Below are 25,609 nucleotides of genomic sequence, written 5' to 3' on the forward strand. Positions count from 1 at the left end.
AAGGGGGATTTTTATTGGAATATGGAATTGACTGCATGCGACTATTGAAAATATAATTATATTATCCAAATTATGGTGTTTTCCATATGGGATGATCATTTTCGTAGCTGGGGGTGGATAACATGAAACACACAACTACGATACGCGATTTGTTAAGGGAGCATTTGGAGCATAACCGGCTCACGCTGGAGCGGTTCTCACGGATTACGGGAATCAATCGGGGGACACTAAGCTCCATTCTGAATGTGCGCAGCCCCAAACCGTTGTCTATTGGGCAGCTGGACCGGATTACAGGGGGGATGGGCTACGACGAAGGAACCTTGTATGAATTATTTGTCGACGAATGTTTTCACCAGGCTGCCCCTCATTGGCGCCGGCTGCGTCCTTTCCTGATGCGCTGCGCTTCCCTGGGGAAGACGGAATGCATTCGTATGGTGATTGGGCAGCTTCTGGATGATCTTGCCCACGTCCCCGGGATCTATGACACTGCGGGCTTGATGTATGAGGAAGGTTACCTGGCGGAAGCGTCCATACTGTACGAATGTGTGGCCGAAAGCGAGAAATACAGCCATTCGGAAAGGCTCGCCATGAGCCAGTACCGGATCTTTCTGATCGCCTGCAGGCTTCAGGACAGACCGGCGGATGCTGCAATCCGCTTTATCCCTTATCGTTTCAGACTGCCTGAAGACTGTGTTATGGATGGATTGTGGAATCTGGCTGAGCAATTTGCGGCGGCAGGCAGGTGGGATGATGCTTACCGGTATGCAGTTGAACTGGAGGAGCTGGCCCAGGCCATGTCCCCTTACCGTGATGGAAGCATGAAAGGAAGAATGCGTTCCAAAACCACCGGGGAAGAACGGATTCCGGCGGTCTATTACGCCAGGAGCCAGCTGCTTAAAGGCTCTGTGCTGGTAGAGCTGGGGGACCTTGAGGGAGCGCGCAGGTGTATGGCCGTCTGCAGAGAAATGAGCTGGGGCAAGGATTCCGGTGGTGGAGCAAGTTCCGCCGTTCGCATGCTCAAAACGATGGCCGAAGGAAAGCTGCTTGAGCTCGACCTGTTGGAAGGCTGCAGGGAATCTCTTGCACCCTATGTCGAATTCCTGCGGCGTCATCCGCAGGAAGCGGAAGATGGGGTGTCCAATATACTGCGGGCAGCGGTAGAGCATCATTATAATGTGGATGAAGAGCTTTCCGAATTTTCGCATCTTATTCATGTAGGATGGATGACCGAAAGAGGCGGGTCCTTGCCGGAAAAAGGCAGGATGCGAAGCCGCGCCAGACTGTACTATTATTATGCGGCTTATCTGATTGCAGGGAAGAAGTGCAAGGAAGGGTTTGAATTTCTTTTGCACAGCGTACGGTTTGCGCGCGAAAGCGGGATGCAGGATATCATGCTGCAGTGCATGTTTCTTTACGAAGAGCATCGGGACGAGGCGGGCACCATGCAGACACAATTTAAAAGTACATACGCCCTATACAGAAAAGAAACTGAGCACATTTGCAGCAGCGGGTGCAAGGAAGAGCTTACAGTCCTGCAGAACGGGTGATTTGGCAGGAGCTGTCAGCAAAAAAAATCAAAAAAGCGCCTCCTTGTTCTGCTAAGCTGGACATCAAGGAGGCGTTTGTGTGAGCTATCATCCTGCCATTCAGAAAGTTATCCGTTTTATCGAAAATAATCTCGAAACGGAAATGAACGGAGAACTTCTCGCGATGGAGGCTGGCTTCTCTTTCTTTCATTTTCACCGGATCTTCCGGCACGAAACAGGAATGACGATTGCCGAATATATACGGATGCGCAGACTTGCCAGGGCCGCGGTCACGATCCTGTCTACTGATGAGCGGATTCTCGATATCGCTCTCCGTTTCGGCTTTGAGTCCCAGGAAGCGTTCAGCCGGGCTTTCAAAAAAGTGTATAATCTGCCGCCCGGCCGCTATCGCAAGCTGATGGGCCGAATAACCGACAAGGAGGAAGAATTTATGACACAGCTGCAGAACAAGGAAAGCAATAGCATCAAGGGCTGGTTTCTCAGCGGCAGCCATCCGTCCTGCTACGAAATGGGTATTGACCGGCAGGTCGTTCATCAGGGAACCGGGTCCGGTTATCTTAGATCCGTGACTGTTGATTCCCACGAGCAGTTCGCCACGATGATGCAGATGTTCAAGGCGGGGTATTATCTTGGCAAAAGAATCAGGCTGTCTGCTTTTGTGAAAACGCGGGAGGTTGATGAGGGATATACGGGATTATGGATGCGGGTCGATACCGCTGCCGGTGACATACTGCAATTCGACAACATGAGCAACCGGCAGTTGAAAGGAACACTGGACTGGAATCATTACTCTATTGTGCTCGATGTGCCTCCGCAGAGTGCTGCCATTTCATTCGGCGTTCTGCTTGCAGGGCGCGGGCAGGTGTGGGTGGACCGTTTTTCGTTTGAAGAAGTTCCCGAGACCGTGCCTTCCACCAATTTGGAAATATCAGGGGAGCTGCTTGACGAGCCTACCAACCTGTCATTCGAAGAAGTCTGAATTTTAAATGGAAGAAACGGGGCGTCCCATGAGTGGTTTTTATAGGAACGAAGGACAAAAAGTCGAGAACAGGGAAAACTTGCTCCTGTTCTCGACTTTTTTTGTCAAATTGAAAATCGGAGGAAGCGGCCATCCGGGTTCAATTCGGCTGCTTGAGCGCCGTTTCCTGCATGGCCTGAAGAACGGGCACATAGTCATAACCGAGATCATGCGCCACCGCTTCGTACGTTATTTTCCCGTTCATTACATTGGTGCCGCTCCGGATCGCCTCGCTGCTTCGGATCGCTTCCAGAACGCCCTTGTCCGCAATTTGTACGGCAAAAGGCATGGTGGCGTTCGTTAACGCGATCGTGGAGGTTTGGGGAACGGCCCCTGGCATGTTGGCTACAGCGTAGTGCACAACTCCGTGTTTTACATACGTAGGCTGGTCATGGGTTGTAATCCGGTCGATCGTCTCGACGATGCCGCCCTGGTCAATGGCCACGTCAACAATGACGGAGCCGGGCTTCATGGCTTTGACCATTTCCTCAGTTACGAGCTTTGGGGCCTTGGCGCCTGGGATCAGAACGGCTCCGATCAGCAAATCGGCTTCTGCGGCAGCTTGGGCGATGTTGGAGGGGGTGGAGACGAGCGTGTTCATCTGATTGCCGAAAATATCATCCAGCTGCCGCAGTCTGTGCAGGCTCAGATCAATGACGGTCACATCCGCTCCGAGCCCGATGGCCAGCTTGGCGGCATTCGTTCCGACGACACCGCCGCCGATAATGACAACTTTGCCGCGCTTGACGCCGGGCACACCGGACAGCAGGATGCCTTTTCCGCCTTTTGGCCGTTCGAGCAGCTGGGCTCCGATCTGCACGGACATTCGTCCGGCCACCTCGCTCATCGGCGTCAGCAGCGGCAGAGCTCCGCCCACGGTGATTGTTTCATAGGCAATTGCTGTCACGCCGCTTGCGGTCAAGGCCTTGGCAAGCGACGGTTCGGCAGCAAGATGAAGGTAGGTGAACAGGACGAGGCCTGGACGGAAGTATCCGTATTCGCTTTCCAGCGGTTCTTTTACCTTCATAATCATTTCGGACTGTGTCCACACGTCCCCAGCCTTTTCGACCAGGGAAGCTCCTGCTTTCGCATAATCCGCATCCTGAAATCCGCTTTCAGCACCGGCATGCTGCTCGATCAACACAGTGTGGCCCTGGCGAACCAGCTCCAAAGCTCCTGCAGGAGTCAGAGCAACCCGATTTTCATTATTCTTGATTTCCTTGGGAACCCCGATGATCATGGCCATGCACCTCGAATGTTAGATTTAATATCAGTTTACAAAGGGTCTCCTTGGATGGCATCATACAAAGTGTCAATGATTTTCAAATTTAGGCTGGACGTATTGTTGATGCTTCAAAAATAGCTTGGTAATAAACGGATAACCATGTTATCTATCGTGACATTAGGAGGGAGACGGATGAAGGGTGAAGCTCTGTTTACCATTGCGGATGTACTAAAGCGTCCGGTATTTCACCGGGCCAGGCTGGCTGCCGGGGAGCGGGGGATAAACCGCCCGGTCCGCTGGGTGCATGTGCTGGAAATTACGCATGTCTCTCCCTTTGTGAGCAGAAATGACCTTATTTTAACGACCGGACTGTGGCTGAAGCGGTATGAGGAAGAACGGATTGAATATATGAAGCAATTGTTCAGCCAGGGAGCCGCGGGCTTATGTGTGGAGTTCGGCACCACGATTGATGCGGTTCCTGATGAAATTTTGGAGTGGGCCGAGGAGCATGATTTTCCGGTGATCGTCTTTGAGCAGCCGGTCCGTTTTGTCGAAATTACACAGGACATCCACTCGCTGCTCATTAACCGTCATCATCTGCTGCTGCAGAGTCTGGAAAGCTTCTCCCGCAAGCTTCAGCAGGAGACGCTGCGCAGTTCGGACATGTCCGCCATATTACGGCTGCTGCATGATTATGTATCAAGGCCTGTTGTGTATATTTCTTCGATCGAAGCGAACCGGTTTGTGCCTGCTGTCAATTCGGAGCTTGCAGAGAGGCTGGGGGATATATACGAACGAGAAGTAGAGGGGCGTATGAGTGCGGACCGGGAGAATCATCTGCTTTTTCAACTAAATGGCCATGCCTCTGTCTTATTTCAGCCGGTCGTATGCTTCGGACAGGTGTTCTCCGCCGTCGGTATTGTGCTGCATGATGAGCAGCCGGGTGAAGCTGTACCTTTGCTGCTGGACTATACGGCAAGAGCGGCCGCGACGCTTGTTCTGCGCACCCAATTTTTGGAGGAGCGTTTGCTGCGTAATCAGAATGAGCTCATACAGGAGATTCTGAACGGGCAAATCAGAAGCGAGGAACAGGCGAAGACCCGGATGGGGCTTCGTCTGCTTGCCAAGGGTGAATATCTGTTCATGGCAGGCATTATTGAAGTGGAGTCGCTCGATAAGGAGTCCGGACAGGTGCGCCGCGAGGCGATTCACCAGGATATCCTTGTTCTGCTGCGCTCCCTGCTCAAAAAAAATAATTTGCACAGCCTGCTTATGATGAAAGGCAACCAGTGTTATCTGCTGTGCGCCAAGGAATCGATTACCACGCGCTCCTTGACGAATCTGAGGAGCGTCCTGTCCAATATTGTGCAGCATTTGAACCGGTATGCGGAGGAGGAACTGGGCGGGGTGCGGATTCACGCAGGCTTTGGAAAGAGCAGGACTAGAATGCTGGAGACGGACCGGAGTTTCCATGAGGCCTACCAGGTCATTGAAACCGCGCGCAGTGTCGCACGTATGAAAGATAAACTGTTTTATAACGACCTGGGCATCTACCAGCTGCTGAAGGCCGTGCCTGTTACTCCTTTTCTTGCCGCATTTGTTGAAGACCATCTCGGCGCTCTCATAACATATGATCAGGAGCACCCAATGCAGCTGCTGAACACGTTGGATATGTATTTTCAATGCCATGGCTCCAAGAAGGATACGGCCGACAAGCTGTACATTCATCGGCAGACGCTGTACAACCGGCTCGCTAAAATCACCGAAATCATCGGGACTGATCTTCTTGAACCTGATAAAAGGCGCTGTCTGGAGATGGCCTTGCTTGCTCACCGCATGCTGCAGTCGGAAGGATGCTGAGTCCTGCATACCGGGTCTTAAGAACTTGCCGCAGGAATATAACGAAAAGGGGCTGATTTACAAATCAAGGCAAGCTTGCGATAATGGAAAAGGGAACCAGGCCGTATCATTTTTTAAAAATAAATTTGGGGAAGGGGATTTTACATGAAGCTGAAAACATGGCTTGCAGCTCCGCTTGTCCTGCTGCTCGTAATTTTAACGGGATGCCAGGCGGTAGGAGGCTTTGATGTCAACCAGGGACTGCTCGGCACACTTAAAGTCAAACCGCAGGAGTCCAGTTCCACAGTGTCCTTTCATGTTGAGCCGACTGGCAGCGCTTCGGCAGAAGACCGGGAAATCATTGATTTTATTAACTCTGTATCGATTTCAGTATATGAAGCAAAAGTTCAATCGGAGGATGTTATATCCGCCAAGGGTGCTTTCCATTATCAGGATGTAAGCCTGCCGTTTGCCATGTCCATGGATCGGTCGGGGCTGGCGTTTGAACTCGAAGGCTCCAAGAAGCCCTACTACATAGACTTGAAACAGGCGGAAACACTTGAAGGGCTGCCTGAAGGGTTCGATCCTTATGCTTACAGAGACAAAATCAATGATCTGGTGCTGGAAGCAGCCGGACTGTTCATTGAGCATTCGCCGAATCCGAAGGACATCTCGGTTGATAAGGTGACCGAGGAAGTGAACGGAGAGAAGGTTGATCTGACGAAGCTGTCCGTGCAGCTGACAGGAGAAGAGCTGGTTCAGTTGGTTAAACCGATGCTTCAGAGCCTGGCCCAGGATGAAGAAGGGCTGAAGCGGCTTATTGGACAGGGGCTGGATCTTGCAGCCGAGATTGCCGCCGCTGCCGGTGAAGAAGCAAGCATGGAGGAAGGTTTGTCCGAATTTGGCGCCAACAAGGAAGAAATTGTCAATACCCTGTATACGGAAGCCAAAGGTGTGCTGGACCAGTTCATAAGCCAATATGATGCCGGTGTAAGCCTGATGTACACGCAAGCGCCGGAGCTGCGGACCGTACTGGGGCCAAACACCGTGCTGAAAACCGACCTGTATTTTGATGGGAATAAAGATGTTCGCAAAGACCGTACGGAGCTGACCGTCGCTCTCCCTGCAGTGGATGATCTGCCGATTACTTCTTTCACGCTCCGCTCCGAGAGCGAGGTGTGGAATGTGAACGGTGCCGTAACTGCCGATAAGGTAGACACCTCCGGCGGTGTCATTAGTGTAGAAGGAGATGGACTGACACCGGGAGACACTCTGCGCAATTTTGACAGCAGCTCGAAGGTTTATGATATTTTGAAGAACGACCTGAAGGTAACGCATAAGGAAATTGTCATTGATCCGGAAGACAGCTATTATGACCTGGTGACCAAGAAAGGCACGACCATGATTGCCCTGCGGGATATCGCTGGCGAGTTGGATGCCAAGCTGGACTGGGATGCGTCTGCGAAGCAAATCACGGTAACCGACGATATTACGGAAGCGAAGTTTGTGATTAAAAAAGGAATGAAGCAGATCGAGGTGGGCGATCGGACGATTGACCTGCCGCAGCCGGTATTTGCCGATGAAGACGGCACGCTGTATGTTCCGCTTCGCCAGGCTGCCACCGCTCTTGGAGCGGAGGTAACTGTTCAGAACGGTGAGTTCGTCATCGAAAGAGATTAAATATTGGAATTAGGGAAAATAGCAGATCTTCCGCTGTGGCGGGTCTGCTATTTTTTTGTGCTCATAAAGAACGTTTGTTCTTCTTTTTTGCTCCATTCCGGGCTGGTTTGATGTATAATCATCCGGTAGAACTTTTCAATCAGTGAGGGTTCAAAAAGTCAGGTTTTCAGCATGCTTCGGAAGCATCCGCTTAGGCCCGGCTGAATTCAAGATTCGATGTCGAGTCCGCTTCCTGACTTCCTTCGTGATCAAAAGATGACTTTTTGAACTACCTCTATCAAGGAGGGGACGGCCAAGTTGGTTATGTATCCGCCCTGGTCCTACTCTCAGTCAAGGGCCAATACGTTTGATGAATGCCTGCGCAAATATTATTTTCATTATTATGGTTCCCACAACGGCTGGAACCGGGAGCTGGCTACAGAGGAGCAAGCTGCGCTGTACCGCCTGAAGCAGCTGAGCAATTTATATTTGCTGTTCGGCGATCTGGCCCACCGCATGTGTGAGTCGGCCGTTCGTGCGCTGGACGTGCGCCGTGAGCCTCCGAGACAGGAATTTCTGGACAAGGCCATGAGGGACATGCTGAACCGGGGTTATCAGGAATCCCTGGACCGTGAAGCCTGGCTCAGCCAGCCCAAGCAGCGGATGATGCTGTCTGAGATTTATTATGGAGAGGACAAGCTCCAAGACCGGATCTCCATCATTAACGACCGCCGTCAGGCCATTGTCCGCAACCTGTACACATCTGCAACATGGAAAGAGCTGAGCACAGGAGAAGCCCATATCGTTGAAGTCGAAAAATGGGATACGATGCTTCTCCATGAGACGAAGGTGTATATCAAAATGGACTTGCTGTACCGCCGGAACAATGGCACGATGGTTATTGTGGACTGGAAGACGGGCAAGGAGGGGGATTTCTCGGACCAGCTATACTTATATGCGGCCTATGTACGGGAGAAATATAATATTCCGCTGAAGCAGCTTGAGCTGCGGGTGGAGTATCTGGTTTCCGGTGAAAGTGAAGTTTATAAGCCGGAGCAGGAGGAAATCGCTAAAGTTGAAGAGAATGTGGGCCGATATATTGAAGAGATGAAATCCTGCCTGGACGATGAGTATTATAACAAGCCGAAGCCCATGTCCTTCTTTACCCCCATGCCGTCCCGGCGTACCTGCGGCAGCTGCAATTTCAGAGAAGTGTGCGAGCATAGGCTCGTATAGGGAGAAAAGACCTAAAGAAAAAGCGACTTTTTTCTTAAAATTTAGAATATCAATGATATTTATCACACTTACGGCTAGGATTTACTGGTAAATTAGACTTAAAAAGCGATATCAGAGGTGTAAGCCATGAAATTATCCTTGGGAACGAAACTGGTTGCAGGCTTTATAGCAATATCCGCCATAACATACGGGACGAGCTCATTTTTCATCTTTGTGCTGAAGGACTGGCTTGCTCCCCGTATGGCGGACTGGCTCTACGTATCGATTATTTTGCTGCTCGGCGTGATATGGACGGGAATTCTCGGCTGGCTGACCTCCAAGTGGCTGACTCGGCCTATTGTCCGCCTGGCCAAGGCTGCGGAAGAAGCCACGGGAGGCAATTGGCATGTCGTGATTCCGGAGCGGCGCTCCGGGGATGAGATTACAGTTCTGTACGATGCATTTCGCAATATGCTGGCTCATATCGGGGGCATGCTTGACGAAATCGCCTACAGCACGAAGACGACCTCGCATAATGCTGAAACCTTGAGCACGGCCATCGCTCATGCGACTACGCAAATTGAGTCCATGTCCAATGTGGTGGACGGTATTGTCTCCGGGGTGGAGGAGCAGCAGAAGGCTTCCGAGCTGTCTCTGCAGACAGCCGACCGGATGCTTGGGGACTTCCGGCTGATGCATTCGAAATCCAACCGGATGATGGAGCTTTCGGGCAATATGGAGGGCTCTGTCCGTTCGACCCAGTCGCTGTTCTCCTCGCTGATGGGCGGAATGGACGCCCTGTCGGATTCCCACCAGAGGTCTCATGAAGTGATCCTGAAGCTTGAACGGGAAGCGGAACGGATCGAGAACATCACGAATACGGTGAAGGAAATTGCCGAGCAGACCCATTTGCTCGCCTTGAATGCTTCCATTGAAGCCGCCAGAGCAGGGGAGGAAGGAAGCGGGTTCGCCGTAGTGGCCCAGCATATTCGAACGCTTGCGTCCCAAAGCTCCACTTCTGTGGAAGAAATCAACCAAATGATCAGTCGCATTCAAGAGCAGATTACGGAAGCGGTCTCCCTCATGCAGCAGCAAAATGCGTTGGTGAGAGAGGAAGCGGAACGCACCCGCTCGGTGGAAGCGACACTGAATGAGCTTAACCGGATTATTAATGAATTCGTTGATGGGGTGCGCATGCTGGAAAACTCCGTCTCCGAGCAGACCGGCCGTGTTGAGCAGACGTACAATTACATGAACCGGATTCGGGAGATGTCAGCTTCGTTCGCAGAGGGAGCGCAGCAAATCAATCGCGCGGCCCATGAGGAAACGGCTATTATGCAGGAAATATCGTCCGCGTCGGATGATTTAAGAACGCTTACCGGCAAGCTTATGCTGAAAACACAGACACTTCAGGGTTGAAGTGAAGAAGAGTATCGTGTACGTTACGATAGTAGTATAAGCATGCGGGAGGTTTGGTAAGGTTGATCAGCAATAATGAGGCAATCAACGGCTGGGAGGAGGTTTTGCCCCGCGGCACAAAATTGGACGGCACCTATCAAATCAGGTCCGTTCTATCCAGCAGTGCCTTATCCGTCGTATATACCGCCAGAGAAATCAGCACCCGTGAGAAAGTCATCGTGAAAGAGCTGTTTCCGACCGTCCTGGCGGCACGGGGGCAGGACAGAAGAGAGGTGATCTGTCCCCAGCGGACACTGCGGCCCAAGTTTGATGAATTCCGGGACGCCTTTTTGCAGGAAGCCGTTATTTTACAGGAATTGATGCATCCGGGTATCGTCCGTTATATCGATCATTTCGAGGAGCGGGGTACGGTTTATCTTGTCATGGAGTTCTGTGAAGGGACGACGCTTGCGCAGTTGTTGGCGGACAAGCGGGAGGGGGACCTTCAACTGATGCACGATACTTTGCTGCCGTTGATGGATGCGCTGAATTATATCCATACGCAAGGCATTATCCACAGGGATATCAAACCCTCCAATATTATGATTGGCCCTCAGGGCGAAGTGAAGCTGCTTGACTTCGGCTCTGCCGTACGTTATGCGGAAGAGGATCATCCGATCTTTACCACATCGGGTTATTCGCCACTGGAGTTTTATTCGAAAAAGTCGCGTCAGGGGCCGGTATCGGATATTTACAGCGTGGCAGCAATCATGTACCGCTGCTGCACCGGTGCGCCTCCCCCTGACGTGAAACAAAGGCTGTTCGAAGACACGCTTGTGTCTGCTGCGGGGAAAGGCATCACTCCGTTGCTGGATCGGATCATCCGGAGCGGCCTGGCGCTGCACCCCCATAAACGCTGCAAATCGCTTGGCTGGTTCAAACGTGCGCTGCGGGCGGAGTATTTGATGAAAAAAAGGAAGCTTCAGCGAATATCGGTACGTTAGCCGTATTCGTCTGGCTTCCTTTTTTTTGTGCACCTTTTTTTGTATCTGGCTCACCGCTCAGGAGGTGATTTTAACCGTCAGATGATCGGTGTAGATATTGGTATTTGGCTTGATCGCCTTGTAGCGCAGCTCGATTTCGGTTACGCCATCCTCAAAGGTGATATACAGCTTCTCGTTATACCCGAGCGCTGTTTTTTTGCCCGGAGGGACGGGCTGCTTGCCATGCTGCACGGCGCAGCGGGTATCATGCTTGACCAAGAGTCTGCCCTGCTTGCCTGCGCTGAACACGATTCGTTCCGCTTCAGGAAGCGGCTCGTACACAGGAAGGGTATGAAACAGCTCTGCAAGGGTTACTCTGCGCCCTGAAAACGAAGTAAGAGGCCATGATTTGACAGGTATATCCTCCCCGCTGGCTGTGGCCAGAAAAAGGCCCTCCAGCCTTCCGCTGAACTGCGGCTTTGGCCGAAGCAGCAAATACAGAACCGCAGCGAGCGCTCCAACTGCAGCTATTACAACAACCGCCCACAGGAGGACGGTATAGCCGGACCGCACGCTAATATGAAGCGTAGCGGTGGCGGTCGCCCCGTCAGGGTCGGTGGCGGTAAGCGTCAGATCAGCCTTCCCCGCCCTTGGCGCGGACAGGATCAGTGCTCCCTCGTCCGATATATGAGGCTCGCCAAGCGGGAAGTTCTTATTTTTATCCGCCAGGGTGTAGACCAGCCGATCGTTGTTTGGATCCGTGAAGTAGCTGCCCAGTTCAAGCTTGATCTCCCCGGCCTCAGGCACTGCGGATACATTCAGGTCCCCGGCAGGGGCAGGCGCCCCGTTTATGGCATTTACCGGCTGTGCTATGCTGTGGCGGTAAAATTCCGGCCCATCCAGTTGAATCTGCCAGGTGTATTTGCCGGTCTCGGGAAATAGGTATTCCGTCCGGAACAGGCCGTCCGCATAAGTCATGGGCACACGCTCCGCTTTGCCCGGGTCCACTGGCGTTACGACCAATTCCGCTTTAAGCGGCCCGTACAATGCAGTGTCTTTGATTTCCCCGCCATTCTTGCCTTCGAGATAGGCCTCGAACCGATTCTTTTGCCCCTTCAGCACCTCGGATGTTTTGCCGTTTCCTTCCTGCCCGCTTGGCCCGGCACCCTCCGCCTTGACTGGAGTCATGGAGGAACGCATTTCAAAGCCGTAGCTGCCCAGCAGATTGATTTTAATAAGATCCCCGGGTTGGCCACGCAGCTTCAGCTTGACCTCGCCGGCTTCTGGCTGTCCGATTTTGAGAATGGTGTATTTGTCGGATTCATACCTGCGTATGTTTTGCGAGTTATAGTACAGCTGAGTCTCTCTCAGCTTATGCTCGGACAGCAGGATGAGGCTGGCCTCTTCCATACTGGAATCCGGAATGGTTACAGTTACTTCCTGCAGAGCGCCGGTGGCGCTAATGGCCGCCGAGGGCACCAGCTTGGAGCGAATCTGGGCGGCGAAAATGTGGTTGAATATTTCCGGCAGGTCATCCGCGCTGCTGGTAATATAGGAGCTTCCTCCAGTTTGGGCTGCAATCCGTTCCAGCTCTTCACGATTTACGGTTCCGTCATGGTTAAGCCCGATCGTGTAGACCGGATATCCATCCTTCCGGGCCGCCTTGATGACGGCTGACACATCCCTTGTGGAGTCTGCTTTGGTCCGGGCACCGGAGGAGCTGCCAAAGTCAGTTTCCCCGTCAGACAGAAGAATCAGGAACGGTTTCCTTCCTTTCTGTGTCCCATCGGACAGGAGCTTGGCTCCATGTCGCAAGCCCATACCGAGATCCGTATATCCAGAAGGAGTGAGCCGTTGAATTTCCTGCCGGATTTGTGCTTTATGCGCGACTACCGACACGGAGGTCAACGGGTGCGAGGCTACAATCCTGTGGTTGTAGGCTACAAATCCGACACGGGTCTGGGAGGCCTCGCTCATATCCATGAACATATTGATCACTTCGGCAGCGATGCCTTCCGGGTCGGATTCAGTCATGGAATAGCTCGTATCCACCACGAAAACGGCGTCATATCCGGCCTCGCTGCCCGCTGCGGACGCATGTCCGGGAGCCCCCGAAAAAAAAGTTGCCGAAAATGCGAAAAACAGGAAAAAAGACCTAAGAAAAATAGTCTTGATGTGTGTCCTGCGTTTCATGATTTACCCCCTAAATTTTAATGATTGACCCATCCAGGCTGATAAAGAGTGCTTGTATTTCAAGGAAACTAGGAAATAAGGGATATATTCGACATATTCTTAAATGAGCCCTTATCCTCCAGAAATATCCTAAAATTCACTTAATAAATAACTATCGACAAGAGAAAGAAGAAAATCAATAGCAAATAATAGAAATAGAACCAAAGAATCAAAATTATTCATATTGATGATTCATTTAGGTGCATATGAACTTCTGTAAATAAGTATTTGTACCCAGCAATATGAAAGAGTTGCGAAAATACGAGCAAATTGACAAAAAATGAGGTGCTAAAGTATGATCCTCTCAGATATCGTCAGATTTTGGAATTAACTGCGATTGTTGCAGTTAACATGGTATTCGTACATACACCAGGAGGAAACGGATGAAGTGACGGGACGGAGGTCCCTAGCTTGCGGCCGATCCGATATAAATCAGAGGGAGGAGGAGGCAAACGGATAGGCTGGAATTCTGAAAGTTTCGACAAATAACGACCTATCCCTTGCCGACCGCAATGGAGATTATCAATCAAACCAACCGTACGATGCTTTTTGAAGAGATTAATCCCGAGAAGCTCGACCTGATTACTATCGTAGGGGATGTCAAAGGAATCGACAGCCTGAGCGATGAGAAGATCAAGGAAATCAATGAGCACCTGCTGGTGCGCAGCTTTGACGAGTTCCTCGACAAATTTTCGCCGACGGTCTACTCCTTTTTCAATGCTGCCAATCAGAAGGTGATGTACACGCTCAAGAAACCTGAGGGCATCCCGGATGATATGATCTCCGAGATCATGGTGAACCAGCATAATGACTTCCTGAAAATGCTGTTTACCCTGATCGACACGAAGCGCAGCCAGGGCATCACAAATGTGGATTTCAAGTTCGAGAATCTGCTCGACATGATCTCCCCGAAAAAAGTGATGGATGATATCCGCCAGGTACGGAAGGAGATTCACTACTTGTACGGCCAGTACGAGAAGCTGGACGACGGTGATCCGAAAAAGCTGGATATGGGCGACAAGCTTAACGGGATGTTCGAGGAGGCCAGTCAGAACTATAACAACGTTATGGCTATGCTTCCGCTTGCTATCGAGGATATCAAGACACGCCTGCTGCTGGGTGGAACCCAGGAGGAGAACGGCGGCGAAGCGGTTCAGATCGGCATGCTGACCATCGGGGAGAGCGGAGAACTCAAAATTATCGAGGCTCCGAAGAGCGACAGCCAGGAGCTGATGCTGCTGGATGAGAACAGCTCGAACGGTCTGACGGAGGTTTTCGAGGAGGACTACAGCTCCATTACCGAGAGTCCTTCCAACTACGTGAAGGATCTGGTGGTCCGCACCTTTGTGCCGCTGCCGGCCGTGCAGACAGAAGTGAATGTGGAGCAGGAAATCCAGAACTATAACACCTACCTGGAATTTTACAAAAACGCCAAGGATGACTTTGTCAAAACGGTCAAGCCTTTGGTGGAGAAAATCCTCGGGGTAAAAATGTTCTTTGATCAGTATGCCACCAAAAACAAAGGCATGCTGCCGACGATGCTGGTCGCCAACGCCAAGCTGGATATGCTCGTTAAGAGCAGCAATATCCCGCGCCTGGAAACCTTCTTGAATACCGTTAACTCGAAAAATGATTTCAGCGATACGATCTGGTTCGGCATCGTGCCTTCAATCGAGCTGGAGACGGCCGGCAAGGTAAAGGTGACACGCCAGCGTTTCCAAGGCAACGAGAAGGTCGTGAAGCAGGAAGGCTACTCCATGGAGTCGCTCTCCATGCTGCTGCAGGTGGTCAAGGATTACAAAATCCAGGTGTTCTTCAACTTCGAATCCAGCGAAGACACGACCTTCAACAGCATGGCCACGTCGGGAATTGACAAGTATATCGACAAATGCGCGCCGCTGGTACGCAGGGAATACAGTGAGTTTGCCATACCGTGTGTGCCGAACTTCACGATTATTCCGAAGGAAAAATCCGGTGTCATTATCGACAGCAAAATGCTGAAAACCGAGAACGGGGCAGCGTTGTCGAAGGAGAAGGAAGATATCCTGAAGCTCTGGATCGAAGGCGTATATGTCGGTGCCGCCTATGTTGCCGCCGGGCTTGTGGCTGCCTATCAATGTCCGGAATATCTGCGCGAAGCGTTCAAAACCGTCAACAAGGATTATCCGGGCGTCCGCTTCGATATCGAAGCAGGGGACAACAGCCTGCGCACCGTAACCACGATGGCCAAGGAAATTACAGGTTTTACGAACAAGATCAAGGATTCGATCAACCGCAAAAACTTCGGATTCATCTTCTCGTCGGAAAACGCCCAACTGCAGGATAAGGACATCCGCCGCATTACAGTTTACAAGGCGAGAAGCATGGCACTGTCGGAGGACGGGTTTGATTCCATATATAAAACGCTGGTCAGCACTTATATCGAGCGTATTCTCCGCTATCAGACGGGGGATTTCAAACACGAAAATATCGTGCGCTTCTTCAGCAACAATCCGAGCAGCCAGAAGAGCAGATGGCTTGGCAGCCGCGGTTTCGTCAACTCGATCATTCACGACGGGGATGACATGAGCTATGTGATCGACGAGAAGAGCAATATGTGCCATATCGATCTGGTCTTTAACGGCAATGTCAAGAACCTCGAGGTCATGATTACGAAAGGCACCAGCCCGGTTAAAGCGTGATGCAATTTTTCAATAAGGTGTTAAAGGCGCTATCCTCAAGATTCGCCTTTATACATAAATTCCGGGGCAGCGCAAGCGCTCCGGAGGCCAATATATTTTATTTCAAGGAGGCAACACAAATGGGATTCAGATTGCTGGTAGAAGGACAAGAAACGATTGAGCTCGGGTTGGACAACATCCAAAAGGTTGTTTATGACACGGATACTCCGGACGACTCCAACGCCCGCTCCACTGATGTCGGCTCCACACTGCGCATCAGCGGCAAAATCATCACAGCTACCGACGGAGACAGCGCAGACGACACCATGAAGCTGGCGCTCTGGTCACTCGTTCCTGCCGAGAAGGCGGACTGCTACCGGAAGCTCACTCTGGAAGTGATCGCGGCTGACCAGGTCGTACGCAAAATCCACTTCCCGAACGCTTTTGTAGTCGACTATAACGAAAGCTTCGGCGACACCGAAGGCGTAGGCACTTTTACCCTCTTCGTCAAGCAGAAAAAGGATAAAACCGAGCTGGCGACGATCGAGGGCGGATACGCGGTATAATCCGGGTTCCGGTTTTCGCAGTTTTCGTACCACGCCTGTAAGGCGGGGAATTTTAAGAGGCATTCATATGCCTCTTAAAATTTATGTTCACCCACGAAATGCAACGGAAAGGAAGAGAAGAGGCAATGGCCGATTACTACGAACTGCTCGATGTCAGCCGGGACGCTTCGGCGGCGGAAATCAAACAGGCTTACCGCAAGCTCGCCAAAAAGCATCATCCTGATACCAATCAGGGAAGTGAGGAAGCCGTGCAAAGGTTCAAGCAGATTCATGAGGCTTATGAAACTTTGCGCAGCGAAGCCTCGCGGCAGGCATACGATGACAGGCTCAGACAGAAGGACAGCTCCGGCGGCCGGACTGAGGAGAGGGGGAACCCGCGCAGTGCCGGCAGCGGCCAGGGAACGGCAAAGACTGGAGCGTATACACCGCCGGATGCGGCGAGCATGGCGGCGGAGTTTGAGAAATTTTTCGGCTTTAATCCGAAAACCAAACAAGGTACGCACGGGAATAACGGCAAAAAGCAGGAAGGCCCTCTGGATGCGGACGATATGTTCGGCAGATTTTTCGGCTTCCGCAAATAAACGAATAAACAAATAAACAAGCGGCAAAGGGGAGATTGGTTTGACAAAACCGGTCAAAGGTATCTGGCTCCCTATCGTGGATACCGCCATCTGGACCATCATCATCTTGACCGTCCTGTATGTGATGGCACAGCCGGGAGCCGCGTATTTGAAAGCAGCGACGGCGGGAGGAGTGGCAGTCTGCGCTTTGATCTATCTGGCTATTGCAGGCGGCGGACCCGCTCCTGCAGCATGGCTGAAAATACGCCAGCGTACCAGGAGCGACGTGAAGTCCAAAGAGATTGTAAAGCTGGTTCAGCTCGACGATGACGGCGAGCCGGTGAAGGAGTGGTACATCAGGGGGGAGACCTCGCTGCTGATCGGGAAAAGCAATGCCCGGCAGGAAGCTGAGATCGATCTTTCGGACAGCGAATACGCATCACTCATCAGTGCCGAGCACGCGGTCCTGAACCGTGTAGGCAATGAATGGTTCGTGGAGGACATCGATTCGGCGAGCGGCACGGGGCTGCGTCCGGCACGAAAAAGTGCAGTCGAGCGGCTGCAGAGCGGCGAGCTGTACAAGCTTGGTGCGGGAGATTTGCTGTATGTCGCCAACACCAGACTGCTGGTGAAATAACAATTTGATTTCAAGAAGACGGGGGAAGGAAATAGACGATGAGTTTGACAAGATGCCCGAACGGCCACATGTTCAGTACACGCAAGCATGGCTACACATGCCCATACTGCAATTCGGCGGTGCATTCCGAGGCTCCGGCCGGACGTCAAAACGTGCAGCAGCAGCAGGGGGAAGACGACAAAACGATGCCTTACCTGGGGGAAACGACAGGAATCCATCCGGTCACCGGTTGGCTCGTTTGCATTGAAGGGGCGCAGGTTGGCCAGGATTACCGCATCATGGCGGAAAAGAATTTTATCGGCCGGGCGGAGGAAATGCAGATCCGCATTATCGGAGATAACACGGTGTCCCGCAGAAATCATGCCGTTATTGTGTACGACCCGAAGAAGCGCAACTTCTTCCTGCTTCCGGGAGACGCATCCGGCCTTGCGTACCACAACGATGAAGCTGTGTATTCGCCGGTCGAGCTGAATGCCTATGATATGATCCAGCTCGGACGAAGCAAGTTTATTTTTATTCCGCTGTGCGGGCCGCATTTTGAATGGGATAACAACAACTAGCCGATTCAGGCTGGCTTTGGGGTGAAAAGAGTGCCGGAAGAAAGTGGAGTTCAGCTTTATTATGTTGTAAGCGCGGCAGCCTGTCTGGTTGCGCTTTTGTTTGTCATCCGCTTCAGGCTGGCGAAACCGGCAGGCGTTCAGCAGTCAAGTCCGGCGTACGTTTCCGTTCGGATCGGCAACGGCCAGACGATCGGGACCCGCGAGGAGCAGGATGATTATTTCGCCAGTATGACGGCTTCAGCCGGAACGCTGGCTGTTGTCGCCGATGGCATCAGCGGTCTGCGCAACGGACGGATGTCCAGCACGCTGGCGGTGAAGATGTTCACACAGGAGTTTTCCAATGTTGGACGGGAGGACGACGTGGCGGATTACCTTGCCGGGGCTGCAGTAAAGAGCAACCGTGAAATTTTACAGAATCTGAACGGACAGGGCGGGGGAACGACGCTTGCTGCAGTTGTGATTACCGATGGAAGTATGTACTACGGGGCTGTTGGCGACAGCCTGATTACTATTTTTCGCGATGGAGAATTTATACCGGTCAATTCCAAGCATACCGCAGAGAGGCTGCTGGAGGAGAAGGTGCTGGCAGGCGTAATGACAAGGCAGGAGGCCGTGTCCAGTCCCGTCCGCAATCAGTTGACCAACTACCTGGGCTATGAAGGCTTCGAGCAGATGGAGATCGGAGACGATCCCTATCCTCTCCGGGCAGGCGATCTGGTGCTGCTGTGCAGCGATGGTGTTTATGACACATTGACGGAGATTGAGATGGAGAACATTTTGCGCAAGCATGACCATCCCCAGGATATGGCCGATGACATCATTGCGCAAATCGAGGCCAAAGGGCTGCGCAATCAGGATAACGCGACGGTGGTCATTTTGCAGAAAATACACACATAATCAGGGAGGCGCAGGCCTTCAGGCGTAAAAAGGAAAGACGGGGGTACACATGCGTAAGGAAAACAGCGAGTTCGAGACGGCTTTTGTGACAGAAGCAGGCTCTTTCATCGACAACCGGGATTATTTCGCTTATATGGAGACCGAGGACATGGCCTGTTATGTGCTTGCTGACGGACTGGATACCGATCGGGAGCTGAACAGCGCCGAGATGGCGGTGAAGGCGGTGCTGGAAAATTTCATGGAAAAGCCGTCCATGTCCAAAAGACGTCTGGAGCGCGGACTGCGCGATGCCCAGGAATGGCTGCAGTTCGAGAGCCGGCGTGTGCGGCTGAAGACCAGCCTGCTGATGATTGTCACGGACTATACGCGTATGGTGTATGCCTCCACCGGCAATGTCCGCCTGTATCACTTTCGCGGGAAAAGGCTGAACTTCCGCAGCAGGGATCACAGCCTGGCCCAATCGCTGGTGGATGACGGACGCGTTCCGGAGGATAAGGCCCATGTACACGAGGAACGGAACAATTTGCTTGAGTACCTCGGCAAGCCCGGTGGGGTTCGTGCCTTTTTCTCCAAAAAAACGAAGCTGGCCGACGGGGATGTGCTGCTGATGGCTACACCCGGCATGTGGGAGAATGTCGAGCTCGCGGAAATGCTGGGCGCGCTTGAAGACTCCAAAGGTCCGGCAGATCTGGCCGACACGCTGGAGGAGGTGCTTCTCAGCCGTCAGCGCCGGATCGTGCCGAATTATACGGCGGCGGCGGTGTATGTCAACAAGATTTACCAGGAGAAGCCGAAGAACAGGCGCAAGCTGATCAAACGGATTCTTATTGTGCTGCTGGTACTGCTGCTCACGGGTGGCGGGACCTGGATTGCTATGGCAAGAATGGCGGAGAAAAAGGCGGAGTCGCTTGAGCAAATGGTGGAGTCCGGAAGCCGCGGAGATGACTACGCGGAAATGGGGAACTTTGGGAAGGCGGTTGGCTCCTACAGTGAAGCCAGAAATGCCGCCAACCGTATCAAAGATCTGGTGAACAAGAAGATTTTTACGAATAAGCTGAATCTGTCGCAGGCGATCGTTGACGGTGACGAGTACGCCGATCAAGGGGATTTTGAGAATGCGAAGATCAGCTACCAAAAGGCGCTGAAAACCGCCAATGTGTATCTTGCTTCCAGCAGTGATGACATTGAGAAGAAGATCAAGGATCTGGATGCTTATGCGGATGTGCGCAGCCAAATGAACGGGGCGAATTTGAAGTTTCAGGCCGGGGAATACACGGAGGCGCTGAAGCTGTACGAGCAGGCGAATAAAGCGGCGATCCAGGCAGGCTACGAATCCGCTGTTGAGGAGATCGGCACCAAGCTGCAGGAGACCAAGGATAAAATAACGGCCATCGAGCAGGAGCTGCAGGAGATCCGGGCAGGCAAGCTGGAAGCGCGCGGCGAGCGGCTGCTGAGCTCCGGAAATTACAGCGGTGCGATCGACGCCTATGCGGGTGCGCAGCAGATCTACCAGGGAATCGGCAAACTCGAAAGCGTGCTGGCTATGGAGCGTACCATTGCCAAAATCGAAGACGAGCAAAAGGCGAAGCAGCAGGAAGAGGAAGCTGCGCTTGCCGAGCAGCAAGCCGCCGCAGAGCAGGCTGCAGCAGCTCAGGCAGCGGCGGAACAGGCTGCCGCACAGCAGGCCGCCATGGAGCAGGCTGCCGCTGCAGCCGCAGCAGCAGCCGTGAAGGAGAAGCAGGATGAGGGGAAAGATGCCGCGACTTCTCAGGACAAGGAGAAGGCCAACGGGAACGAGGAGGCTGCATCAGGCACCGGTAGCGAGAAATAAGGGAAGGGGGACCTATGATGAAGGAGCTTGTTCAGGACCGGCTGGGGAAAATGAAAGATCTGGAGCAGCGGCAGCAGTTAAAGAACCTGATGACCGGCGTATTTCTCAACCTGGTGGAGTATCAGGAGGAGATGATTCGCAAGCTGGAGCAGCGGGTGTTTGATGAGCTGGAGGACCCCGGACGGCGTTACGATATTTACGGCTCGATCTGCATCCGTGAAGACTTCGATCCGATCCATGAGTTTCTGTACCCGATGCTTCCGGCGGATGTGGCGGGCAGCATGCTGGATATGAGCCGTGTGGCACAGGTGATCCGTGAAGGCGGGGAAGTCAAGCTGTTCGGATTGTTCATGGAGATGGACACCGCCGAGATTTTGAAGCTTGTCCGCAGCGGCAGGGTGTTCCACGGCCAGGTCGTGACTGATGCGGGAAGCTACCGGATCGATATCAAGCTGAGCGCAGACAACTCTTATGTGCAGGAGATTGAGCGCCTCTACCATGTCTTTCTGGAAAACGGCATTCCGTGGCGAACGGTGAACCATCCGTACATCCGGAAATTTGTCGACGTGATCCTGACAGGCGGGGAAGGGGAACCGGATCCCCATGAAGAGATCCGGGAAATTAAGGTGTCGCTGGAGGAATACGATACGTTCCGGAGACAGGACCTTATTCCGCTCTGGAATGTGGAGCGGCTGGAACTGAAGAACAGCGGCTTTCCGGTGCCTGCCATCGACAGGGTCAACTTCGAGCATGTGCTGTCTCTGCGTAAAACCGGAGCAGAGCACGGCTATCTCGTCCGTTCCGGGGAAGAAATGGACATCCGGTACATCAAACGGACTGAGCAGGATCTGATCGTGGTGACACCGCGTGCGAAGGCAGCCGAATGGGAGGTGCTCAAGGTGACGCGGCCGGTGGAGGTCAGGCTCGGCAGGCAGCTGTACAGACTTGTATCCAACACCCGTCAGGACAGCTTCGCCGGACGCTACGCTTACAAGCAGGGCATCGCAGTTCGCGCCAAGGCGGAAATCGCCCGGATTGTGCATTCCTTTACCGCCGGGGAAGGGCTGGAGTTGGACAAGGTCGATATTGTCGACCCCGCCGCTGTCGGGGCAGATCCGGTTACTTATCCGCTGAACTCGTTTGTCAGCGACCATGTGCGGAACGAAGAAAGCAAGCTGGTGATGCGGCTGGGCTTTCGCAGGCTGGAGCATGCCGAAGCCTTCCCTGCTTTTATCAGCGGCGACCTGATGAGCTTTATCGTCTCGGAAGTGCAGATGTATTTTCCCGAATACCGCTGTGTGGGGGTATGGGCATGAACTACATCTGGGATGTGCTGATGCGCGCCCGCAGCATGGAGCTGAACACGAAAGATATTCGTTTTGCGCCTGCTGCGGCTTATTCCCCTTATATGGAACTGAGCCTGTCCGAGCTGAATGCCTCTGCGCCGGAGCAGGTGGTTGAAATCAATCCCTATTACCGTTTCTATTCCATATTCCGCGATTTGTTTGGACCTGCCGTGGAAGAGGACGCCGAACTGCGGGAAACGCTGTTTGATCTCTTGATTCATTTTCTGGCCGAGATCGATTTGTATCAGGGGATGAACCGGCGGGAGTATTATATCCGGTTTATGATGCGGGATGTTGCCGCGGGGACCTTTGGCGCACGGAACGGAGAGCGCTTTGCGGAGCTTGGGCAGGCGGAACAGGAAGCAGTAGCTGAAAACCTGCTGTGCCTGTATGAAACCGGGGAAGCGGTGCATCTGTTCAGAAAGACGATGCGCCATCTTTTTCCCCGCTCCATTATTTATGCCAACTGCGAGGAGAAGGATGAGCTGCTCATTTATGTGGGACGGGAAGAGAATGAAGCCTCCCGCCTCCGGGTCGGGCTCGTGATGGACCTGTTTCTTCCCGCCCGTTTTCATACCGAGATTTACTGGAGCAGGCATTTTGGAATTATGGACACGGACAGCACCATGCGGATGGATGAAATCGCTTTGTATTGAGCGAGCTGAGAGCTTGAGCAGGCGGCCAAGGGCTTAAAGAAAGGACAAGTGAAGGATGAGCGGACCATATACATATCGGCTGTACAACCACTCCATGGCGTCCGATGGAGTCCGGTTTACAGCGAAATATACGAGAGCCGAGCTGGAGCAGATGACGACGTTCCAGCTTCGCAGCATATGCAATAAAGAGCGGCTGGTGGAAGGCCTGGCCAATCCGCTGGACCGGGACAAGCTTATTCAGCTTATCCTGCGTTTTCGCGGAGCGGACAGCACCAGGCTGATCACAAGACCCCACCCGGGCGGATTCGAGCGTCTGGAAAGGGCGCTTCGCCAGTATCTGGGGGCAGACCGGAAGGATGCCGGACGAATGAGGGTGCCGGCCAAGATCGTATTGTACGAGGATATCCGGCTCGGCCGCATGGACGGATACAAGGTAGAGGCGGAGCTGCCCTGGCTGGATGAAACGAATGTGCTGATCGTCAATGCGCTCGGCGAGCTGTGCGGCGTTCTCAATCTGGTGAAGGACGGGATGGATGGAGGCCTTTATTACCTCTCCCGCGACAGCTCGGCCGAGCTGCGCAGGACCGCCAATCAGCACTACAGCCTGCTGTTCTTCCGGCGCAAGGATTCGGATTACCTGCATGAAGCCTACTACGGGGACAGACCTTTGCTCCCGGCCAGCCTGCATGCGGTGCGGGTTCCGGTCGCGGAGCTGGCCATCCGCACGCCCGAGCGGACGGATGCCGTGCTGGCGATTGATTTCGGCACCTCCAACACGTCGGCCGGAGCTTATCTGGACAGCGAATATGTGTCGATACCCGACGGCGGAGCGTCCGGCCGAATCCGGCTGAACGAGATCAACTATGTAACGTTTCCGGGAGCTGACGGGCCCGGTGGAGAGTGGCTTGAGGTGCTGCCTACTGCAGTCAGTGTAGAGGACTGCTCCAATCCGGAGCGTATTGTATATGCGTTCGGGGAAGACGCCCTGCGCGGCAGCCGGGCTGCGGGCACGCGGGGGACCATTATACGTGGCATCAAGCGCTGGGTGAATGATTATAAGCGGACGGAGGAATTGATGGACCCTGTAGGCAACACGGCCAGCGCTCCACGCAGTGAAATTCTGGCCTCCTTCATCCGTTATGTGGTCGGTACGGCGGAGCAGCAGTTTAAATGCCGCTTCCGCCATCTGCATCTGTCCGCGCCGGTCAAGCTGAAGGCGCAGTTTATTGAAATGTTCAGCGAGATTTTGCCGGAGTACCAAATTGAGGCGGCAGATGCCCTGGACGAAGGAGTGGCGGTCCTGTATAACACGCTGGCGGACCAGATGGAACGAAGAACGTTCGCCGACGGCAGGGAATATCAGGCGCTTGTCATTGACTGTGGCGGCGGCACAACGGACCTGTCCTCCTGCCGCTTCCGCATCGAGGACGGCCGCATCGCTTACAAGCTGGACATTCATACCACCTATGAGAATGGGGATACAAATTTCGGCGGCAACAATCTGACCTACCGAATCATGCAGTATATGAAAATCGTATTCGCCGGTTATTATGCCGCCGAAACACGGTTGCCGGACACGGAGATCGACGCCCTGATCGGCGTGTCCTCCGGCGACATCTACCGGTATGTGGACGATCATGGTGTCAATGCGCTCTATGCCGAGCTGGAGCGGCGCTACCGTGAGGCTGAAGCGATCCTGCCCACAGCCTACAGGCGGTATGAACATGCGAACCGCGAGGAATATGAACGGGTGCTTGGCAATTTTTATCTGCTGTGGGACGCGGCCGAGCATATGAAGCGGGAATTTTTCCGGCGGACGGGAATTTTGCGCAGTCGCTTCGAGGCGGAGCATATGCCACCTGCCGATACGGATCTCAATATTGCGGTCATGAGCCGCTGGATGGTCTCGGTGCTGGAAAACGGTCGCTTCCGGGAAGAGTACAGACTGCCCGATGTAACCTTCAACATCCGTGAGGTGGAACAACTGCTCAAGGCGGATATCTACGGCATTGTACGCAAATTTCTGGAGGAGATCTATCAGGACGGCCGCCTGCAGGACTACTCGATCATCAAGCTGACCGGCCAAAGCTGCCGGATCGACGTATTCCGCGAGGCCCTGAAGGAATTTGTACCGGGGCGGAGCATCGAGTTTCGGCAGAAGGCTGAGGATACGGACCGGGTGCCGGAACTGAAGCTGGCATGCGTGCGGGGAGCGATCCGCTACCTGAATGCGAAGAAAATGGGGCGGATCGAACCGCTCCTGACCAGCGATGTGCCGGCCATTCCATATACGGTCAGCGCCTATACCCATACCGGGCAGGAGAAAGAGCTGATCGAAAGTCTGGCTCCGCTGCGGACCGCCCGTTATATCTCGCGACCGTCGCATGCGGTCGAGGTGGAGTTTTTCCTCACCGCAAGCGGTGCATCGGCATTCCGCCGTCATGTGTACCACAACCGTCCGGACAAGTTCCGGCCGGTCACGTATGAAGATATTGCGGAATTGTATAGCAAGGAAATTCCGCAGGATGACACCGACTCCATCGGCAACGGCGAGACTCGTTACTTTGTGTTCACAGGCGGCAGCCGCTGGGGCTTCCATGTCGTCCCAATAGCCCGGAAGGATGAGATTTTGCAGCTTGGCGAGAAGCGATTTTTTGCTTTTGAGAACGACCTGTCCGAGCTTGATTTCTTTGACGGGACGAAATAGCACGGGGAGGCTCGCAGGCTGGGAATTGAGATGACAGCTTAGACTGGCACTGGTATGAAGGGAGATTTAAAGA

19 protein-coding genes are annotated in these 25,609 nt (G+C 53.2%); 17 read left to right on the top strand and 2 right to left on the bottom strand.

Annotation, left to right across the window (positions count from 1 at the left end):
- The first annotated feature begins 122 nt into the window (after positions 1–122).
- Both ACE5KN_RS04605 and ACE5KN_RS04610 read left to right on the top strand, forming a co-directional pair.
- On the top strand, positions 123–1,547 hold the full coding sequence (locus ACE5KN_RS04605) for a helix-turn-helix domain-containing protein (protein ID WP_375523380.1): 1,425 nt from the start codon (positions 123–125) through the stop codon (positions 1,545–1,547).
- Between the two features lie 79 nt (positions 1,548–1,626).
- Positions 1,627–2,526 (top strand): helix-turn-helix domain-containing protein, encoded by a 900-nt coding sequence (locus tag ACE5KN_RS04610; protein WP_375523379.1) that lies wholly within the window; start codon positions 1,627–1,629, stop codon positions 2,524–2,526.
- A 139-nt stretch (positions 2,527–2,665) separates the two neighbouring features.
- On the opposite strand, the gene ald is transcribed toward ACE5KN_RS04610, so the two are convergent.
- A complete protein-coding gene (gene ald, locus ACE5KN_RS04615) occupies positions 2,666–3,805 on the bottom strand; it encodes an alanine dehydrogenase (protein WP_375523378.1) in 1,140 nt (379 codons plus the stop codon).
- A gap of 177 nt (positions 3,806–3,982) precedes the next feature.
- Here ald and ACE5KN_RS04620 point away from each other — a divergent pair, with 177 nt between their 5' ends.
- The 5 genes from ACE5KN_RS04620 to ACE5KN_RS04640 all read left to right on the top strand — a co-directional run bounded on the left by ACE5KN_RS04620 (position 3,983) and on the right by ACE5KN_RS04640 (position 10,905).
- Entirely contained in the window at positions 3,983–5,650 is a 1,668-nt protein-coding gene (locus tag ACE5KN_RS04620) for a PucR family transcriptional regulator (RefSeq protein ID WP_375523377.1), read from the top strand.
- 144 nt (positions 5,651–5,794) lie between these two features.
- Positions 5,795–7,309, top strand: coding sequence for a copper amine oxidase N-terminal domain-containing protein (locus ACE5KN_RS04625; protein WP_375523376.1), 1,515 nt, complete (start codon positions 5,795–5,797; stop codon positions 7,307–7,309).
- A 297-nt stretch (positions 7,310–7,606) separates the two neighbouring features.
- The gene (locus ACE5KN_RS04630) at positions 7,607–8,524 is read left to right on the top strand and encodes a RecB family exonuclease (RefSeq protein ID WP_375523375.1); all 918 of its coding nucleotides are present in this window, start codon (positions 7,607–7,609) and stop codon (positions 8,522–8,524) included.
- Between the two features lie 126 nt (positions 8,525–8,650).
- Positions 8,651–9,922, top strand: a complete 1,272-nt coding sequence (locus ACE5KN_RS04635; RefSeq protein WP_375523374.1) for a methyl-accepting chemotaxis protein — start codon at positions 8,651–8,653, stop codon at positions 9,920–9,922.
- Positions 9,923–9,984: 62 nt separating this feature from the next.
- Positions 9,985–10,905 (top strand): serine/threonine protein kinase, encoded by a 921-nt coding sequence (locus ACE5KN_RS04640; protein ID WP_375523373.1) that lies wholly within the window; start codon positions 9,985–9,987, stop codon positions 10,903–10,905.
- A 57-nt stretch (positions 10,906–10,962) separates the two neighbouring features.
- Here ACE5KN_RS04640 and ACE5KN_RS04645 read toward each other — a convergent pair whose 3' ends face one another.
- Positions 10,963–13,077, bottom strand: a complete 2,115-nt coding sequence (locus tag ACE5KN_RS04645) for a VWA domain-containing protein (RefSeq protein ID WP_375523372.1) — start codon at positions 13,075–13,077, stop codon at positions 10,963–10,965.
- Positions 13,078–13,628: 551 nt separating this feature from the next.
- Here ACE5KN_RS04645 and ACE5KN_RS04650 point away from each other — a divergent pair.
- The 10 genes from ACE5KN_RS04650 (at position 13,629) to ACE5KN_RS04695 (ending at position 25,536) form a co-directional block, all read left to right on the top strand.
- A complete protein-coding gene (locus ACE5KN_RS04650) occupies positions 13,629–15,797 on the top strand; it encodes a transcriptional regulator (protein WP_375523371.1) in 2,169 nt (722 codons plus the stop codon).
- A gap of 119 nt (positions 15,798–15,916) precedes the next feature.
- Positions 15,917–16,342: a membrane-associated protease 1 gene (locus ACE5KN_RS04655; RefSeq protein WP_375523370.1), complete on the top strand. Its 426-nt coding sequence runs from the start codon at positions 15,917–15,919 to the stop codon at positions 16,340–16,342.
- Between the two features lie 125 nt (positions 16,343–16,467).
- Positions 16,468–16,923, top strand: coding sequence for a DnaJ domain-containing protein (locus ACE5KN_RS04660; protein ID WP_375523369.1), 456 nt, complete (start codon positions 16,468–16,470; stop codon positions 16,921–16,923).
- Between the two features lie 40 nt (positions 16,924–16,963).
- Positions 16,964–17,539 carry an FHA domain-containing protein gene (locus tag ACE5KN_RS04665; protein WP_375523368.1) on the top strand — a complete coding sequence of 192 codons (576 nt, stop codon included), beginning with the start codon at positions 16,964–16,966 and terminating at the stop codon, positions 17,537–17,539.
- 38 nt (positions 17,540–17,577) lie between these two features.
- A complete protein-coding gene (locus tag ACE5KN_RS04670) occupies positions 17,578–18,099 on the top strand; it encodes an FHA domain-containing protein (RefSeq protein WP_375523367.1) in 522 nt (173 codons plus the stop codon).
- Positions 18,100–18,129: 30 nt separating this feature from the next.
- Positions 18,130–18,996, top strand: coding sequence for a PP2C family protein-serine/threonine phosphatase (locus ACE5KN_RS04675; protein ID WP_375523454.1), 867 nt, complete (start codon positions 18,130–18,132; stop codon positions 18,994–18,996).
- 49 nt (positions 18,997–19,045) lie between these two features.
- A complete protein-coding gene (locus ACE5KN_RS04680; protein WP_375523366.1) occupies positions 19,046–20,827 on the top strand; it encodes a serine/threonine protein phosphatase in 1,782 nt (593 codons plus the stop codon).
- A gap of 17 nt (positions 20,828–20,844) precedes the next feature.
- Positions 20,845–22,143 carry a normocyte-binding protein gene (locus ACE5KN_RS04685; protein ID WP_375523365.1) on the top strand — a complete coding sequence of 433 codons (1,299 nt, stop codon included), beginning with the start codon at positions 20,845–20,847 and terminating at the stop codon, positions 22,141–22,143.
- Complete coding sequence (locus ACE5KN_RS04690; RefSeq protein ID WP_375523364.1) at positions 22,140–22,829, top strand: iron-dependent peroxidase; 690 nt, start codon at positions 22,140–22,142, stop codon at positions 22,827–22,829. Before ACE5KN_RS04685 ends, ACE5KN_RS04690 begins: the two co-directional genes overlap by 4 nt.
- 55 nt (positions 22,830–22,884) lie before the next feature.
- Positions 22,885–25,536, top strand: a complete 2,652-nt coding sequence (locus ACE5KN_RS04695; RefSeq protein WP_375523363.1) for an Hsp70 family protein — start codon at positions 22,885–22,887, stop codon at positions 25,534–25,536.
- Positions 25,537–25,609: the final 73 nt, after the last annotated feature.

The sequence above is a fragment of the Paenibacillus terreus genome, from assembly GCF_042138595.1.
GTDB lineage: Bacteria > Bacillota > Bacilli > Paenibacillales > Paenibacillaceae > Paenibacillus > Paenibacillus terreus.